The sequence below is a fragment of the Mesorhizobium sp. CA6 genome (assembly GCF_020165035.1).
In the GTDB taxonomy this organism is placed as follows: Bacteria; Pseudomonadota; Alphaproteobacteria; order Rhizobiales; family Rhizobiaceae; genus Mesorhizobium.
Map to the genome: position 1 here is coordinate 62,128 of NZ_JAIUHI010000014.1, position 15,956 is coordinate 78,083.

12 protein-coding genes, 1 tRNA gene and 1 pseudogene are annotated in these 15,956 nt (G+C 61.4%); 6 read left to right on the forward strand and 8 right to left on the reverse strand.

Features of this window, described 5'->3' with window-relative positions; genetic code table 11:
- The first annotated feature begins 53 nt into the window (after nucleotides 1-53).
- A complete protein-coding gene (locus LB526_RS21090; RefSeq protein WP_224546559.1) occupies nucleotides 54-683 on the forward strand; it encodes a hypothetical protein in 630 nt (209 codons plus the stop codon).
- Here LB526_RS21090 and LB526_RS21095 read toward each other — a convergent pair.
- From LB526_RS21095 to LB526_RS21115, 5 genes are all read right to left on the reverse strand, one after another.
- Nucleotides 649-2,751, reverse strand: coding sequence for a nuclease-related domain-containing protein (locus LB526_RS21095; RefSeq protein WP_224585957.1), 2,103 nt, complete (start codon nucleotides 2,749-2,751; stop codon nucleotides 649-651). The two genes, LB526_RS21090 and LB526_RS21095, sit on opposite strands and share 35 nt — an antisense overlap.
- A gap of 53 nt (nucleotides 2,752-2,804) precedes the next feature.
- Nucleotides 2,805-3,938 (reverse strand): hypothetical protein, encoded by a 1,134-nt coding sequence (locus LB526_RS21100; RefSeq protein WP_224546574.1) that lies wholly within the window; start codon nucleotides 3,936-3,938, stop codon nucleotides 2,805-2,807.
- A gap of 90 nt (nucleotides 3,939-4,028) precedes the next feature.
- Nucleotides 4,029-5,144, reverse strand: a complete 1,116-nt coding sequence (locus LB526_RS21105; protein ID WP_224546577.1) for a Fic family protein — start codon at nucleotides 5,142-5,144, stop codon at nucleotides 4,029-4,031.
- A gap of 363 nt (nucleotides 5,145-5,507) precedes the next feature.
- Nucleotides 5,508-5,584, reverse strand: a tRNA-Arg gene (locus LB526_RS21110).
- A gap of 248 nt (nucleotides 5,585-5,832) precedes the next feature.
- A complete protein-coding gene (locus tag LB526_RS21115; protein ID WP_224629608.1) occupies nucleotides 5,833-6,756 on the reverse strand; it encodes a DUF1003 domain-containing protein in 924 nt (307 codons plus the stop codon).
- A gap of 502 nt (nucleotides 6,757-7,258) precedes the next feature.
- Between LB526_RS21115 and LB526_RS21120 the strand changes: the two genes are divergently transcribed.
- Nucleotides 7,259-7,708, forward strand: coding sequence for a universal stress protein (locus LB526_RS21120; RefSeq protein ID WP_224629609.1), 450 nt, complete (start codon nucleotides 7,259-7,261; stop codon nucleotides 7,706-7,708).
- 205 nt (nucleotides 7,709-7,913) lie between these two features.
- Here LB526_RS21120 and LB526_RS21125 read toward each other — a convergent pair.
- Nucleotides 7,914-8,762: pseudogene (locus LB526_RS21125) on the reverse strand (D-alanyl-D-alanine carboxypeptidase family protein); the annotation flags it as partial.
- Nucleotides 8,763-9,075: 313 nt separating this feature from the next.
- Here LB526_RS21125 and LB526_RS21130 point away from each other — a divergent pair.
- The 4 genes from LB526_RS21130 to LB526_RS21145 all read left to right on the forward strand — a co-directional run bounded on the left by LB526_RS21130 (nucleotide 9,076) and on the right by LB526_RS21145 (nucleotide 13,491).
- Entirely contained in the window at nucleotides 9,076-10,884 is a 1,809-nt protein-coding gene (locus LB526_RS21130; protein WP_224629613.1) for a methyl-accepting chemotaxis protein, read from the forward strand.
- A 240-nt stretch (nucleotides 10,885-11,124) separates the two neighbouring features.
- A complete protein-coding gene (locus LB526_RS21135) occupies nucleotides 11,125-12,231 on the forward strand; it encodes a hypothetical protein (protein ID WP_224629615.1) in 1,107 nt (368 codons plus the stop codon).
- Between the two features lie 161 nt (nucleotides 12,232-12,392).
- Nucleotides 12,393-13,019, forward strand: a complete 627-nt coding sequence (locus LB526_RS21140; protein WP_224629616.1) for a nucleoside triphosphate hydrolase — start codon at nucleotides 12,393-12,395, stop codon at nucleotides 13,017-13,019.
- A gap of 151 nt (nucleotides 13,020-13,170) precedes the next feature.
- Nucleotides 13,171-13,491: a hypothetical protein gene (locus LB526_RS21145; protein WP_224629622.1), complete on the forward strand. Its 321-nt coding sequence runs from the start codon at nucleotides 13,171-13,173 to the stop codon at nucleotides 13,489-13,491.
- A 414-nt stretch (nucleotides 13,492-13,905) separates the two neighbouring features.
- Here LB526_RS21145 and LB526_RS21150 read toward each other — a convergent pair whose 3' ends face one another.
- Nucleotides 13,906-14,610 carry a glutathione S-transferase family protein gene (locus LB526_RS21150; RefSeq protein WP_224629623.1) on the reverse strand — a complete coding sequence of 235 codons (705 nt, stop codon included), beginning with the start codon at nucleotides 14,608-14,610 and terminating at the stop codon, nucleotides 13,906-13,908.
- Between the two features lie 133 nt (nucleotides 14,611-14,743).
- Nucleotides 14,744-15,952 carry a beta-ketoacyl-[acyl-carrier-protein] synthase family protein gene (locus LB526_RS21155; RefSeq protein WP_224525758.1) on the reverse strand — a complete coding sequence of 403 codons (1,209 nt, stop codon included), beginning with the start codon at nucleotides 15,950-15,952 and terminating at the stop codon, nucleotides 14,744-14,746.
- Nucleotides 15,953-15,956: the final 4 nt, after the last annotated feature.

Below are 15,956 nucleotides of genomic sequence, written 5' to 3' on the forward strand. Positions count from 1 at the left end.
GTGCGTCCGCCTCCAACGGTCTGACCACGCCTAGGCTTTGCGGAGCTCGGATCATGGCTGATTCCGACCATAGCACGACTATGCCTCCCGTCACGAATGGCAAGACTGCCAACGCGTTGGACCGGTTGCCGGATGCAGACCCTGCAATTCAACTGCTGCGAGATTGGGCGCGGGCGCAGCATGTCTCGCATGTCCTTTGCCGACTTCAACAGCGCCTAGAGAGGCGCGTTCTCGGCGCTGCAGACCCAAAAGCGATCGATGAGAAAGTCGGCTATTCGATCGCTTGCCAAGCGGAGGTCGAGGCCACAACGGCGGTTTTAAAGCTTCAGGACAAACTTCCCCACATACAGGCGCGGTCGCTTCTTGGCATCGTCGCCAAGCTCGAAATCATCGCTGGCGCAGATCGCGATATCGATGATCCAACAGACTTTCCCTGGCCGCATATTGCTTCGATCCTCGACGACTTGAAGAAAATCGCCGGCAGCCTACCGCTTGGGCGGCCTGAGCGATCCGTCGTTCAGGCGAACTGCAGGCAATATCAAGCGATCGCGGCCAACCTCATCGGTCTGGAAAACCGGGCCGCCAACCTTCAATTGGGGTTCTCCGTGCACCCCTCCCGTGTCATTCAATCCCCAAATGAATGCCAAGTCATGTCAACTTCGGCCCATTCTTCTGATGCCTAGGGAGAATGGCACGTGGCTGCCATTTGGTCTTGAATAGTTCGTCTACCTTGCGGGAGTTTTCGGCTAGATCAGCATCCTCATGCCACTTCTCCACCAGCGGGAGGGCCGCATCGACAGGCGCTGATGTGCTGATGTCGTCCACGATGACGTACCATCGATCTCGCTTCGAATCGTACTTGTGTTTTTGGCCGATTGCCTCAGCGGCCAGCCATATTTTGTCGTTCAGAGTCCGGCAAGCCAAGTAGGTAAGACCGCCTGTTTCTGTTAGAATCGAGAACGATTTCATCTCCTTGCCCGCCGCAACTTCTTCTCGGATTGCCAGCACGGTTTTAGATAAGTCCGTCAGCGAGCCATAGGAAAAATCGTAGAGGTCGATGACTACCGATGCCAGTTCGGGGGGTGCCGTCTTCAGGCTCTTGAACAATTCGGAGATAACCGGAATGTCCAACCGCTCAAGGATGCTAACTGGGCGAACCGTCTTCACCCCGACGTCCCGCGGCATCATAAAATCCTCGACGATTTCGGCAAAATCCTTCTCAAGATGCATGAAGTCATATTCAGGATCCATCGCCAGTTTGTATTTCAAATGATAGCCGAGAAAATTGTATTCACTATCCGAATGCATCTTATCAAAAACGTCCGAGCGGCACTTAAGGTAGTAAAGAAACTCGATGGGCGTTGGCAGCATGCGCGCCACACAATCGAGAACGCCTAGGTCCCAAATGACGGGCGCGATCCTGTCGCTTCTCTTCAGCATGATGTTTGAGAGAAACGTCGCAGCAGGAAAAGCGTCGCTCAATATGACGGCAGGGAACACCCGCACCGTTGGTGGGAACGTCAGTGCTTTGCCGTCTTTCGTTTTGCATTCCGCTCCGGCCTGGACTAGCTCGGCAAACTCGTAGGCTTGGCGGTATGGGGCTTGAATGGCGCCTTCGAAATCCTTGTTTAATGCCTCTTCATCACCCGCTCTTGCCGTTAACGTCACACGCTTGGATTTCGCCTGCACGACGATCACGAACTCGCCGTAAACTATGAGCGCGTCGGCTTCGCCGGCTGTCTTCTTTTTGCTTGGCTGGATCGTGACGTTCTCATACACATTCGCCGTGCCGAATACCGATCGAAAGAGGTCAGCAGCTGCTTTCTCCAGAAAGGCACCTCGATGCTTGGCTGCTATGTCGACATATGTCTTGTCGGCTATCATCCAATAGGTCGGGCTCTCGTAGACGCTCTCAGCCAGCCTGTATGCGTTTGGTGCATAGAGATGCTCCCCAATATCGATCAGCGGCGCAAGATTGGCTTGATTCACAACAAACGCAGACGTGAAGTTGGCATTTGCGTTTGTGACAGGGGTTGCGAACTTGGCCATGAAGGCCTTCGCCTTGCTGGCACCGAATTTCTTGATCAGCTCGGCTTTGGCGATCAAGAGGCTGTCCGTTAAATCTGCCTTGGTCGGAACCGTTCCATCCTCCTTCCTCGCGTTGATCGCTGACATCTGCCGCGATGTATGCTCCATGATGAACCGTGCAATTTCGACCATTGGACGCGCTGAAAGCCCAGCATTGCGGATCAGCCATTCAAAATCATCGCGATATCGGTCTCGGGCAAAACGCTCTAGCTGATGGAGAAAGAAGCTGTCAGCACCGTAATAAATGGCTTCCCGAGCCGCGGCGCCCAGAGCCCTTTCGATCTTTCCAGGATCACTGAAATCCGGCATCGAATCCAATGTGAGCCGGTCGTGGAATTCCCTGAGAAGTCTGTCAGCTTTGTCTGCAAAATCGATGTCAGTATTGACGATGGAGTAAGTGCAATCCGACGCGGACTGAACCATCAGCCCGAGCAAGAGCATGAACTCATTGCTGTTTAGCTTGGTGGTAGACCAGCGCTTTTCTGGATCGTCGGCAACTTTAGCTTCTCGCAAATCAATAGCAACGATCCAGTCGCGATACATGATGGCGGAAATATCATGCAATGTCCCGGGGCTCTGCGCGAGAACACGCAAGTCGTCGAATATATTTTCGAGAGAACGCGCCTTTGGTCGCCCTGGGTTTCCCAATTCCATGTTTGTCATGTCGCGCCAATTCTTATGTGGGCTAGAGCTATTGGGCCAAAGAATCGACTCACTCACCACTTAACAACGAGGTCGTCGTCGTAGAGCACACTTGGCAACATACCCATCATCACATGGTCGGGCAGGATGCGAGTAGCCCGCTTCTTATGGACTTCGAACCCGGGGTATGCATCCCCAATGACTTGCTTGAAGAACGTCTGCGTGCGAGGCTTCAGGCATTCCGTAATTTCCCACAGAAATGCGTGGACGGCTTCGTAATCGGACACGATCTCTTCGGGTCGATGAATCGCTTCGAGATGCTCGAAGAACCTTTCGACATGGTTTCCTGGCATATTGAAGAGCGGGCGTCTGCCGTCGAAATAGACCACCTCGATCTGCTCGCGGATAGGATCGACATTACCGTGCAATGCGAAATTTCTCTTATCGATGACTCGCATGAAATGCGCATAGGCATTGGTGCTCTTGTCGATATCGCGTGCAAAGCCATCGCAATGCTGGCTGAGCAGCGCGAGGCGGTCGGGAATCTTAGCCCGGATGAAGGCCTGATAGGCTTCAGGGGCATTCCGGATTTCATCGCGGGTGAACATGAGGATCACCATATTGATGAAGGCCTCGGCCATAACCGGCATCAGAAGGTGAAGCTTTAGACAGTTCCCGAAGAGGTCGTTCGCACGTGTGGATACTCCTTGCATGGCTTTTTCCAAAGTTTTCAGCCGCGATTTGGCACCTGGCGATCTTTCTGGAAAAGCCGTCTTTGCCGGGGCATCGATAATAGCTGCGTGCAAGTCGGCGCACAGGCCCGCGATACTGACAAACTTATTCTGAAAGACGACGAATTTTTCCAGGCTCTGCAGTACGGCAGATTTCTGCGGACCGATCCTCGCATAGTCCGTTCTAATACCGACAATCAGGTCCCGCCACTGCTGGTGCGTGAGCGCCTCGCCGACCATGATATGAATCTCGCGCGACATGCCCAAGATATACACGTCGGTCTCGCCGGCCTTGAGGCTGTAGTCCCAGTGTATCCAGTTATCGCTGTCATCCTTGCGCAGAAAGTTTTGAAAACCGTTCGGTTCGCCAAAGCGAGCTTTCAGATAACAGTAGATATCCACCGGCCTAAGCCGTGACCTGACCGCGAGAATGGCGCCGCCTTTCTTCTTCTTAGGTTTCCTGTCGCTGTTACCCATTCCACCACTTCCTGCCGGGTAGCTGCCCGCCATTCACTGATGTTGAGGCAAGCAGGCTCTTTGACAGCCTGCCTCTTCTTTCGATGGGATTTACGCACGATCGTCACAAATATTCAGCGTGTAACGTGTGTGTCGGAGTTCACCAGCTCTTATCAGCGCACTCTTGGCAACGAGATCCTGCAGGTCCCTCGTCGCCGTAGCGCGCGACGCCTGGGTGATGGCGATGTAATTCTCGGCGCTAAGACCGCCCTTGAAGCCGTCGATACCTTCGCGGAACATTCGAGCGATGACTTTTTCCTGGCGCTCGTTGAACTGATCCCGATGGCGCTCGTAGAATTTGGCCTTGGCGACGGAGAATTCGACACGAGCAAGCGTTACGCGCTGCGCTTCGAGGATCGTGTCGGCGAAATATAGCAGCCAGTCGGTAATCGCGTTGCTTTTGTTGCTGGCTTCCAGCCGGTCGTAATAAGCCTTGCGATGACGTTCGATCGTATAGGCCAACGCGATGAGACTCGGCTCGCCCAGATTTTGCGCCATCGCCTTTTCGCAAAGCGCGCGTCCTATGCGGCCGTTGCCGTCTTCGAACGGATGTATGCTCTCGAAATAAAGATGCGCGATACCGGCGCGCGTCAGCGCGGGAAGCGGAGTCTTACCCTTGGGCGCGGTATCGTTGAACCAGATGGTAAAGGCGTCCATCTCGGCTTTCACGCGCGATGAGGGCGGCGCCTCGAAATGCACTTTGGGTTTGTCCAGCCGGTTAGAGACGATCTGCATGGCATCGGCGTGCTGGCGATAGTTGCCGATCGTCTCGATGCGTCGCTCTCCGGACATCACCATCTTGTGCCAGGCATAGAGCGTGCGATGCGAGAGCGGCTTGGCAAAATGCAGATACACGTCGGCCATCATTTCGGCGATGCCCCGCTCGGCGGGCGGTATGCGCCTATTCTCGCCTCCGAGCCCAAGCTGCTGCCGCAAGGATGATTGCAGGCTTTCCCGGTTGAGATACTCACCCTCGATCTCGGATGTCTTCAAGGCCTCTTCGCTGATTAGATCGATGCGGATCTGGTCGCGGTCATCGGGGCCGACATGGCGAAACACGCCCAGGAACTCGCCCGATCGCAATAGGAACTCGCTTTCCAGCGGGTCCAATGCCATCTTGTCGTAGGTAAAATGCGGCCAGTCGGCCTGCTCCCAATTCCATGCCATGAGCTATAGAGCCCCTTTCTATAACTCATGATATCGAAAAAGGTGAGCTATAGCAATCTGATCTATGCCTCAGCCAGCACCCGTTAGACAGTCTCCGGCCGCCCCCGCAGAAAATTCGACATATTGACCGTGAAGAAACCACAGTCCCATGAGTAGAGTTGGGCCTTAGCCGGAGCCACAAGCTGCACCCGGCCGCGACCAGTGGTAAGTTGGCGCGGAATGGGCGTCTGACTCCACAGTGATCGGTCAAAGCCTAGCCCGAATACATGTCCGACTGCTTCCGTGGTGCTTCCGCGACGCACTTCCCGACCTCGTCTCGCGGGAAAAATACCTTGCTAACCACCTGTTTTGACAGTATAAAAATGGCGCACCCGACAAGATTCGAACTTGTGACCTCTGCCTTCGGAGGGCAGCGCTCTATCCAGCTGAGCTACGGGTGCTTCCCGGGAAAACGAACCGGCCGGTGAGCCGGCCAGCCACGGCTTCATAGCGGAAGCCGGCCGTGGCTTCAACGGCCAATTGGCGATTGTGCGGCGGCCTGAGACGGGTTGATTGTTTCACCGATAGCTATCGGACATGGCGCTCCCTCGACATCGCGGCTTCGCCGAGCCCACCGTTTCGGAGCAAGCCGCGGGTCTCGCCGCCCTTCGGACCTGCCGTTTTGTCGAGGGACCCAAGCTCTTGGGTCTCACCCCTCCGCCTCCACCTTCGCAACTCTCCTCCTCACCGCCCTTGTCGCCCGCTTCTGCTTCTTAGCCCCCGCCAACTCGTGCATCGCATCCAGCTGCATCTGCTGCATTTCAGCCAGCCGCTGCCATTGGCGCGAGATCAAATAGTCGAGCTTTTCGTGCAGATGGCGCACTTCGAGCTCGGCCTTCAGGTTCACCCGGTAGTCGTTGAAGGAGCGCAGCCGGTCTTTGGCTTCCTGCCGCTTCTGGCTCATCATGATCACCGGCGCCTGGATGGCGGCGATGCAGGAGAGCAGAAGGTTGAGCAGGATGAACGGGTAAGGATCGAAGGCGTGCGCCAGGCCGCCGATCAGGTTGATGCCGATCCAGACCAGAAGCACGGTAGCAAACGAAATCAGGAACCACCAGCTGCCGCCGAACTCGGCCATCGTGTCGGAGACGCGGTCGGCGAAGGAGCGGTGCTCCTCGAACTCCTCTTCCGAGTTTTCCGAGATCGTGTCTTGTCTCGCGATCGATTCAACCACCTGGCGGTCGAGCTCGGAGAATTCGCCGTGCTCCTGCTGCAGCAACTCCTCCATGTAGCGCATGCGGTAGCGGCCGAGCTCCTCGCGGCTGATGCGGGCGCCGCGCGGCAGGTCGGGATGGTCGGAGCGGATGCGGTCGGCAAGGCTGGGCCTGAGATCGTCGATGCGCACCAGGTCGCGCTTGCGGAATTTCCGGCCGCTGATCGCCGAGGGTTTTTTCTTCGGCTTGATCCGGCCGGGCACATGCGGTTCGGAATCCGGCACTTCCGGCGCTTCGAGGATCTCGTCGGCTCCGTGCTGGGCATCCTCCAACACGGTTTCCGCCTCGAGATATTCGCCGGCGACGTCGTTCTCGTTGTCCGCCTGCTTCTGCGCGGCTGCCTTCGGGTCGCTGGCCATGGTCGGTGCTCCTGTTCGAGGCTTTGCGATACGATACGCCAAGCCGGCGCGGCATATCCATGGTCAGTATGAAAAGCGTGTGACGGAACAAGTTCTTGTGATGGGGGGCAGGGTGCGTTCTTCGCCGACCTTCGCGCCGCGATCGCACAGGTCGGCGCAGCCCCCTCTCCGTCTCGGCGCTTCGCGCCGATCCACCTCTCCCCCGCTTTGCGGGGGCGAGGAAACGCCAATCGCCATTGCCGCGCCGTTCGCAATCCTGGGTTCCTCGCCCCCGCCGGAGGCGGGGGAGAGCTGGCTCGGCGAAGCCGAGACGGAGAGGGGGAGCGCCGTCGGCAATTTCTCACCACCCTGGAGCAATCGTCTCCGCCGCCTGGCCTTGATCCGGATCAAGCTGGCCCCTGTGGCGGGCCTGATAGGCTGACTATATCGACATCAGGCCTGACCGTTCAGGCTCCCGGCACCTGGGCCGCGCGCAGCGCCCCGCAAATGAGGGATCGCCACCATGTACAAGACAATCCTGATTGCCACCGACGGTTCGGAACTCGCCCAAAAGGGCGTCGCCCACGGGCTTGAGCTGGCCAAGGGGCTCGGCGCCACTGTCGTCTTCGTCACCGTCTCCGAGCCGTTCCCGACGCTGGCCTGGGGCGGCGCCATGGCCGGCTATGTCGCCGCCGACGAGCTCACCAATTACCAGGAAAGCGCGCGCAAATTTGCCCGCGAGCTGCTCGACAAATGCAAGGCCGAGGCGGATGCGAAGGGCATCGGTTCGAAAACCCTGCACATCGAGAACCGCACCCCCGCCGAGGCGATCCTCGAGGTGGCTACCGCGGAGGCCTGCGACCTGATCGTCATGGCCTCACATGGCCGCCGCGGGCTGGGGCGCCTTGTGCTGGGCAGCCAGACGGCGGAGGTGGTGTCGCTGACGCAGATCCCGGTGCTGGTGGTTCGGTAGGTCCTAGGACGGCGAGGCGCTGGACGTCGAGCGCGCCATACTACTGCGCCGGCAGCAGAGGCGAACTGGGCGACGCCAGATCCGGCGACGGCAGATCCGACGCCGGCTGGCCCGGCAGCGTCGATGCAGGCGTCGCCTGATTCGGCTTGGACAGGCCGGGCAATGCCGAGCCGGGCGGCTGCAGGCCAGGTGGCGGCGAAGCCGGCTGCTGCCCGGAATACATCAGCCTGGGCTGGCCGGCATCGGCTGTCGTCGGCCCCAGGCTTCGCTGGATCAGCGCCTCGACATGGTTGTTGCGCTGGCGCGCGCTGTCGGCGCCCATCACCACCACGATCAGATGCCTGCCGTCGGCATTGTAGGAGGTGACGATGTTGTAGCCGGAGGCACGGATATAGCCGGTCTTGATGCCGTCGACGCCGCGCACGCGCCCAAGCATGTCATTGTGGCCGCGCACCAGCCGGCCGCGGAACATGAAGTCGCTTTCGGAGAAATAGTGGAAATGCTGCGGAAAGCGCTTTTCCAGCGCCATGCCCAGCACCGCCATGTCGCGCGCCGTGGTCACCTGGCCGTCGTCGGGCAGGCCGCATGCATTGCGGAAGTTGGTGGCGGTCATGCCGAGCTGGCGCGCCTTGGCAGTCATCATGGCGGCGAACTGGTCCTCTGAGCCGCCGCCCAGATACTCGCCCACCGCCACCGCCACATCGTTCGCCGACTTCACCACCATGGCGCGGATGGCGGAATCGACGTCGATCGTCTCGCCGCGCCGGAAGCGCAGCTTCGTCGGCGGCTGCGAGGCGGCGTGGTCGGAAACCGGAATCTGCGTCTGCTTGGTGACGCGGCCGGACTCCAGCGCCTCGAACAGCATGTAGAGCGTCATCATCTTGGTCAGCGAGGCGGGATAGCGCTGCGACCTCGAGTTCACCTCGAACAAGGTCTTGCCGGTCGAGGCATCGACCACGATCGCCGCATATTTCTGCGGCTGCGCCGGCACGGCCAGCACGCTTTCCGGCGGCGCGGCCGTGGTGCAGCCGGCCACCAGCAGGAGCAGGGCCATCGTAGCGATGAGTTTTTGGAGGAAAGGGAAGGGACGGGGCAAGACGGTTCTAAAGCTGTTGCTGAGATGCGGCGAAGCTAACGTAACGCATGTGCCGCGTCCAACTGGTTAACGGCGGCAATAAGGCATTTGCCCAGGTTTTGGAGGTTCGAGCCCTCGCCGAAGCTGCCAATCTCCCCTTGCGGCCCGCAAGGGGGAGATCGGATGTCGCGCAGGCCTTCGCCAATCGCCGGCCGCTTGCTCACCCCCGCTTTGCGTTCCGCTCCACCTTTCCGTTAATATGCGCGCGGCTTGGTTTTTGGGGGGATCGGCAATGTCGGAAATCGCCACGGGCACCACCTCGCTTCTGCGGGCATCGCTCAGCCGCACCGGCAAATGGGCGGCGAGCTTCGCCTTTGTCAGCGGCGCGGTCGGCGACGTGCTCAACCCGCTCGGACCCTTTGCCGCCTATATCGCGCTCGGCGCCGCGGTCGCGGCGTTGATCATCGCCATCGCCATGGTGCTGCGCCTGGTGCTGGCGGCAAAAGCCATGCCAGCACTGATCTTCGCCACCAGCGCGGCGGCAATCGCCGGCGGCGTCTACGGCATCCAGCAGCAAACGAATTCGCAGAATGGCGTGATCGCCGGCCTCGTGCCGGCGGTGGCCGAGCTGCAGCAGTCGCTGGGCATCGTCTCGCAGAAAGTGGCGAAGATCGAAAAGACCGTCACAGAGACGCAGAAGACCCTCGAAGCGGTCAAGAAGTCCACCGACACGGTAGCGAAGACGACCGAAGAGATCGCGCTGACGCAGACCAGGCAGACCCAACAGGGCACCGAGACGCAGAAGACCGTGGATGTGGTGAAGCAGACCACCGACACTTTGGCCGCAGGCCAGCAACGGCAGCAGGCGCAGGTGGAAAAGCTGCAGGCGACCACCGAGCAGATCGCCGCTTCTATCGACACCATCGCCAAGGGCTTTGCGCAGCTTGCGGCGCAAGGCGGAACGATCGCCGATCCGAAGCGCCCGGACGAGTTCTATCACAATGCCCGCGTCTACGAGCTGGCCGGCGACATGCTCAACGCCCGCCGTTCCTATCTTGCCTTTGCCGGCTTCGATGTCGATGCGATCGACCCCTATACGCGCTTTGCCACGCTGCTCAGGGTCCAGGACGGCAAGGCGGGCGCCCGCGAAGTGTTCGGCCAGCTCGCCGAAAAGGCCAAGGCGCCCTCGCTCAAGCTCGTCCATCTGTTGCAGTTCGACGACGCGCAGCGGCTCGACAAGCTCAACGCCTTCATCGCCGCTAACCCGGATTACGCGCCGGCTTACTTTCTCCTGGCGCAGGAATTTTCGGAAGACCGCCTGGGCAGCCAGACGCTGGCCGACAAGCGCAGCGAGGCGACCGCGCTGACCAAATTCGTTTCGTACGAAAAAGACGGCGGCCTGCTCAAATATTTCGTCGATCAGACCCAACTGGCCGACTGGCTCGACCGCAGCCGCACCCGGCTGACGGCATTGGGCGACGTGCTCGACCCGTCGCGCTTCGTGCCGACGCTGACGCCGACGCGCTCCAACGCCGGCTGGTCGATGACGATCTCGCTGCCCGAGCCGGCGACGGCGATTTCCTGGCGGCTCGGCGCCAATGGCCCGTTCACCGAGACCGGCATGCTGGCGATGAACGACCAGCGCACCGGCAAGCCGATGCCCAATCCGAGCTTCGAATTGCCGGACAGCACCGCGGCGACCAATATCGGCATCAAATATCTCGACGTCCGCGGTCGTGAGACCGGCCCGTTCGACATCCGCTTCGATCCAGATTCAGCGCTCCAGCAGGGCAACAAGCAGATCCTCGACCAGTTCTGGACGTCGTGGATCGCCTTCGATGCAGGCGGCAATCGCGGCCTGGTCTATTTCACCCAGATGCTCTCCTTCCGCTGCGCCATCAGGCAAGTGCATTACAGCCTGAACGGAACCGCGCTCGACAAGGAGATCAAGATGCCGCCCTGCGACGTCAAGGACCCCTACGCCATTCCTTCCGACTACCAACCCTATTTCAAGGTCAAGGACGACGTGAAATCGATGGCGGTGCAGGTGACCTATACCGATGGCACCAAGTCGCCGGTCAGGGAGTATAAAAGGCAGTAGGGTCGTTTTCAGCGTGGCGCTGTTCCCCTCTCTTGCGATTTTTTATCGCGCGTGAAGCGGCGACCTATCCTTCGTCATTCTAGGGCGGAGCAAGGAGCGAAGCGACGCGCGCAGACCCTAGAATGACGAAGGATAGGTTGGCGGGGGCGAAAACGCCTGATGCAAATTGCCAGCCATCACGCTTGCGTATCCGGTGCTGGACAGGCTTTGCTGCCGCGAGAAGAGATTCGGGAAGCATTCATGGACACGCTCACCATCGGCGCAAAGGGCATCTCGGTTTCGCTCGATCTTGCCGTCGGTCACATCAGTGCCATGGAGGTCGAGGCCGAAGGCCGCATCCTGAAGCCCCTGCACCGCGCCCCCTGGGTCGGCTCGCCGCGCGAGAGCCTGCCGGAAACCCTGCCCGAAGGCACGGTGCGGCTCTCAGGCGATTTTCTCTGCGCGCCTTTCTCCACCAGTGACGTCGAGACCGCGCCCCTGCATGGCTGGCCGGCCAACAGCGAGTGGGACGTCGTCGACAACGGCGCGGTTCCCGGCGGCTGGCGCGCCGTCGTCCGGCTGCGCCGCAAGGTCATGGGCGCCACTGTCGACAAGGTCTTCACACTGCGCGACACCCATCCCTTCCTCTACCAGGAGCACATGTTTTCCGGCGGCGCCGGCGCGATTTCCGTCGCCCATCATCCAATGACGGTCATGCAAGGCGGCGGCCGGTTGGCTTTCTCGCCGAAACGCGTGGCTGTCACGCCCGCCTCGCCGCTCGAGCCCGATCCGGCGCGCGGCCGCTTCATGCTGGCCTATCCGGCCCGCGCCAGCGATCTCACGCAGTTTCCGCTCGCCGCCGGCGGCACAACCGATCTCACCGACTACCGCATCGAAAACAAGCGCGAGGATTTTATCACCCTGGTGGAGGCGGATCACGGCGGGCCGGGCTGGACGGCGATTGCGCGGCGCGCCGAGCGGGATCTGGTTCTTGTGCTGAAGAACCCGGCCGAACTGCCGGTCACCATGCTGTGGTTCTCGAATGGCGGCCGCGACTACGCGCCCTGGAGCGGCCGCCATCTCGGCGTGCTCGGCATCGAGGACGGCCGCACCGCGATCGGCCATGCCGCTTCGCTCGGCGACAACTGGCTGAAGCATGAAGGCGTGGCGACGGCCTTTGCGCTGGCCGAGGGGCGGTCGGTCTCCTTCCGCCATGTCATCGGCGCGGTGCCGTTCGCGAACACCGAACCGCCGGGGAGTCTGGAAACCGCGCCCGACCGCCTGCGTGTCCTCGCTGCCGGCGGGGCAGCGCGGGAACTGCCGTTCGACGGGGGGTTCCTGCGCATCGGCCGCTCGGTTCCTGCGTGAGAGGTCGGCCAGCGCCTGAGAGTTCGCCATTCCAGGGCGACGAGGATGGACGCCTCGGCTAACCTCGAAGGTGCGCAGGCCGCCTGAACTTCGGAACGAGGTTTGAATTTTCCGCCGACACCCGCCAAGATGTCGGCTGAACCGCAGCCGGAAAGCCGCCGATGTCCGAGATCGCCCATATCACAGCCGCCATCTTCAAGCGCGCCGGCGGAGCCAGGCGCTTCGTCGTCGCCATCGCCGGTCCGCCCGGCTCCGGCAAGTCGACACTGTCAGCTGCATTGCATGAACTGCTGCCGGAGGGCACATCCGAGGTCGTACCGATGGACGGCTTTCATTATGACGACATCATTCTCAACCGCCGCGGCCTGCGCCCCCGCAAGGGCGCGCCGGAAACGTTCGATTTCGCCGGTTTCGAGACGCTCTTGAAGCGCATCCGCTCCGGCGAACCCGATATCGCGATTCCCGTGTTCGACCGCAGCATGGAACTGTCGCGCGCGGCGGCCGAAATCGTCGGCACCGACACCAAGTTCATCCTGGTCGAGGGCAACTATCTGCTGCTCGACGAGGAGCCGTGGTCGCGGCTGGCGCCTTTGTTCGATTTCACCATCTTCGTCGACGTGCCGCGGGGCGAGCTCGAAAGCCGCCTGATGGAGCGCTGGCGGGAGCACGGCAAGTCCGACGAGGACGCCCGCGCCTGGATCACCTCCAACGACATGCCCAACATCGAGCGGGTGCTGGCGCGGCGCCGGCCTGCCGACATGGTCGTTGGTTCCTTGGTTATTGGTTAACCTGCTCAATTTTCAATAGTTTCGGGCGGGAACCTTAAGGTTTTCGCGCCGTTATGACCCTATCCCGAATTGTCCGGCGCCGGAGCAATTCCAGGAAGGCGGTGTACGCTTTCCCTCCGAAACTGCGAACCGAGAATGCAGGAGCCGTCAGATGGCAACGAACAGCAGAAAAACCGCGCCCAAGAAGGCCAGGGCTAGCCAATCCAGGACGACGCAAGCCCAAGCCGGCCCGGCGGCGGCCGAACGATCGAAGGACGCCAAGCCGGCCTTCGGTAAGGCGGCGCCGAAGAGAGTGACGCCCGGCGCGGCCCACAAGGTCGCAGCCAAGAGCGCGAAACATGCCAAGTCGCCGGCAAGCAAATCGGGGCCGATCCGCACCGTGGCCAGCGTCGCCACAGGAGCGGTCGTCGCCACCGCGCGGCTCGCGGCTTCCGTGTTCGGTCGCGGTGGTGCCAAGGCCAAGGCGAAGTAGCCCCTTTACGCGATTCCGGACGGCGAAGTCGCCGAGCCGGACCTTCGCGATTGGCCACCACGACAGCACGGTCGTCATTCTAGGGCGGAGCAAGGAGCGAAGCGACGCGCGCAGACCCTAGAATCCATGCCGTGACGCTAAGGCGTTGCTGCGGTTACAGAATTCTGCACCGTTGCACTCTACGGCAAGGGCCACGGCATGGATACTCGGGTCAAGCCCGAGTATGACGACGAGGTTTCGGCTAATCTCCAACGCAGGCGCTAGCCGCGCCCGCTTAGCCACCGCCATCTTCAGCCAAAGCGCCTTTTCCGAGCGTCGAACCAGCCCGGCATGGGCCGCGCGATCAACCTCGGTCAAGCGCGCCCGCAGGGCTTTTTTTGTTGCGCCCACCGCTGCACGTTTCCCGAAGCTACTTCAGCCCTTCGCCGGGATGGTCAGGCCCCTCTTCACCGCAGGCCGTGCCAGGCCGCGCTCCAGCCATTTGGCAACGGTAGGGAAATCGTCGAAACCGACCAGGTCGCGCGCCTCGTAGAACCCGATCAGGTTGCGCACCCAGCCCAGCATCGAGACATCGGCGATGGTGTAGTCGTCGTCCATGATCCACTTGCGGCCCTTCAGGCGCGTTTCGAGCACGCCGATCAGCCGCCGCGACTCGTCGCGGTAACGCTCCAGCGGCCGCTTGTCGGCAATCTCGCGTCCGGCGAATTTGTGGAAGAAGCCGACCTGCCCGAAGATCGGGCCGATCGCCGCCATCTGGAAGAACACCCATTGGATCGTCTCGTAGCGGCGCGCCGGATCGGCGGGAATGAGCTTGCCGGTCTTGTCGGCCAGATAGAGCAGGATGGCGCCGGACTCGAACAAGCCGATCGGCTTGCCGCCCGGACCGTCCGGATCGATGATCGCCGGTATCTTGCCGTTCGGATTGAGCGACAGGAATTCCGGCGTCCAACTCTCATTCTTGCCGATATCGACATAATGCGGCTCATAGGGCAGGCCGATCTCCTCCAGCGCGATCGACGCCTTCACGCCATTGGGCGTCGTGGCGGAATAAAGCTGCAGGCGCTCGGGGTGCTTGGCCGGCCAGCGCTTGGCGATCGGAAAGGCGGACAGGTCGGTCATCGCAAACTCCGGATGCGGATCGGCGGCGGGCGGCGCTCATGGCGGGTCAGGGAGAATTAGGATCCCGGCCGGCCGGGATCAATACACCGGCAAGCGGCTTGGCATGGACACACAGTCAACCAGTGGGCCGCGGTCAAACCGTCTTGAAGGCCAGCACCGCATTGGTTCCGCCGAAGGCGAAACTGTTGCTGAGCGCCGCGCGCACCCTGCGCTCGCGCGCCGTGTTCGGCGTCACGTCGAGATCGCATTCGGGGTCCGGCTCGCGGTAATTGGCGGTCGGCGGCACGATGCCGTCGCGGATCGCCATCACGCAGGCGATCATCTCCAGTCCGCCCGAAGCGCCGAGGCAATGCGCATGCATCGACTTCGTCGACGACACCGAAAGCGAACGGGCATGCTCGCCGAAGACGCGCTTGATTGCCGCGGTCTCGATCTGGTCGTTGGCCTTGGTGCCGGTGCCGTGCGCGTTGAGGTAGTCGACATCTTCCGGATTGAGCCCGGCATCCGCCAGGCAAAAACGCATTGCCGCTTCCGGTCCCTCGATGGTCGGCGCGACGATGTCGGAGGCATCGGCCGAAAGCCCGACGCCGGCGATCTCGGCCAGAATCGTGGCGCCGCGCGCCATCGCGTGATCGTAGCTTTCCAGCACCGCCATGCCGGCACCTTCGCCGAGCACCAGGCCGGCGCGATCGGCCGAGAACGGCCGGCACGTATCGGGCGAAAGCACCCTGAGCGCCTCCCAGCCCTTGAGCACGCCCCACACCAGCGGCGCTTCGGTGCCGCCGGCGACCATCACGTCGGCGCGGCCGAGCCTGATCTGGTCGACGGCCGAGGAAATCGCATGGTTGGCCGACGAGCAGGCCGAAGTGGCCCCGAAAACAGGACCGCGCAACCCGAGATTCATGCTGACCTGGCCGGCGGCCGCGCCCGGCATCACTTTCGGCACGGTGAAGATGGCGGCGCGGTTGCGCCCTTCGAGCAGGATGGCGCGGTAATTCTCCTCGATCGTCTCGAAGCCCGCGACGCCGATGCCGACGATTGCGCCCATCCGGTAAGTGTTGTCGGCATGCGCGGTCAAGCCCGATTGCTGCATGGCTTCCCGCGCCGCGATCACGGCCAGCAGGCTGAAGCGGTCCATCGACACGACCTGCTTGCGGTCGATGCCATGGTCCGGCAATTGCTTGATTTCGCAGCCGGTCTTGACCTTGAGGTCATGCAGCGACGGATTGTCGATAGGGCCGATGGCCGAGCGGCCGGCGCGCATGGCGTCCCATATCGCCGCCGCATCGTTGCCGAGCCCGCAAATCCCGCCAATACCGGTGATGACGACGCGTTTTTGCATGCAG

Coding starts and splice junctions, on each gene's coding strand:
- LB526_RS21105 (WP_224546577.1), bottom strand. CDS start 5,144: ATGGCATGGAATTGGGAGCAGGCCGACTGGCCGCATTTTACCTACGAC.
- LB526_RS21150 (WP_224629623.1), bottom strand. CDS start 14,610: ATGACCGACCTGTCCGCCTTTCCGATCGCCAAGCGCTGGCCGGCCAAG.
- LB526_RS21135 (WP_224629615.1), top strand. CDS start 11,125: ATGGACACGCTCACCATCGGCGCAAAGGGCATCTCGGTTTCGCTCGAT.
- LB526_RS21120 (WP_224629609.1), top strand. CDS start 7,259: ATGTACAAGACAATCCTGATTGCCACCGACGGTTCGGAACTCGCCCAA.
- LB526_RS21145 (WP_224629622.1), top strand. CDS start 13,171: ATGGCAACGAACAGCAGAAAAACCGCGCCCAAGAAGGCCAGGGCTAGC.
- LB526_RS21130 (WP_224629613.1), top strand. CDS start 9,076: ATGTCGGAAATCGCCACGGGCACCACCTCGCTTCTGCGGGCATCGCTC.
- LB526_RS21100 (WP_224546574.1), bottom strand. CDS start 3,938: ATGGGTAACAGCGACAGGAAACCTAAGAAGAAGAAAGGCGGCGCCATT.
- LB526_RS21155 (WP_224525758.1), bottom strand. CDS start 15,952: ATGCAAAAACGCGTCGTCATCACCGGTATTGGCGGGATTTGCGGGCTC.
- LB526_RS21115 (WP_224629608.1), bottom strand. CDS start 6,756: ATGGCCAGCGACCCGAAGGCAGCCGCGCAGAAGCAGGCGGACAACGAG.
- LB526_RS21090 (WP_224546559.1), top strand. CDS start 54: ATGGCTGATTCCGACCATAGCACGACTATGCCTCCCGTCACGAATGGC.
- LB526_RS21095 (WP_224585957.1), bottom strand. CDS start 2,751: ATGACAAACATGGAATTGGGAAACCCAGGGCGACCAAAGGCGCGTTCT.
- LB526_RS21140 (WP_224629616.1), top strand. CDS start 12,393: ATGTCCGAGATCGCCCATATCACAGCCGCCATCTTCAAGCGCGCCGGC.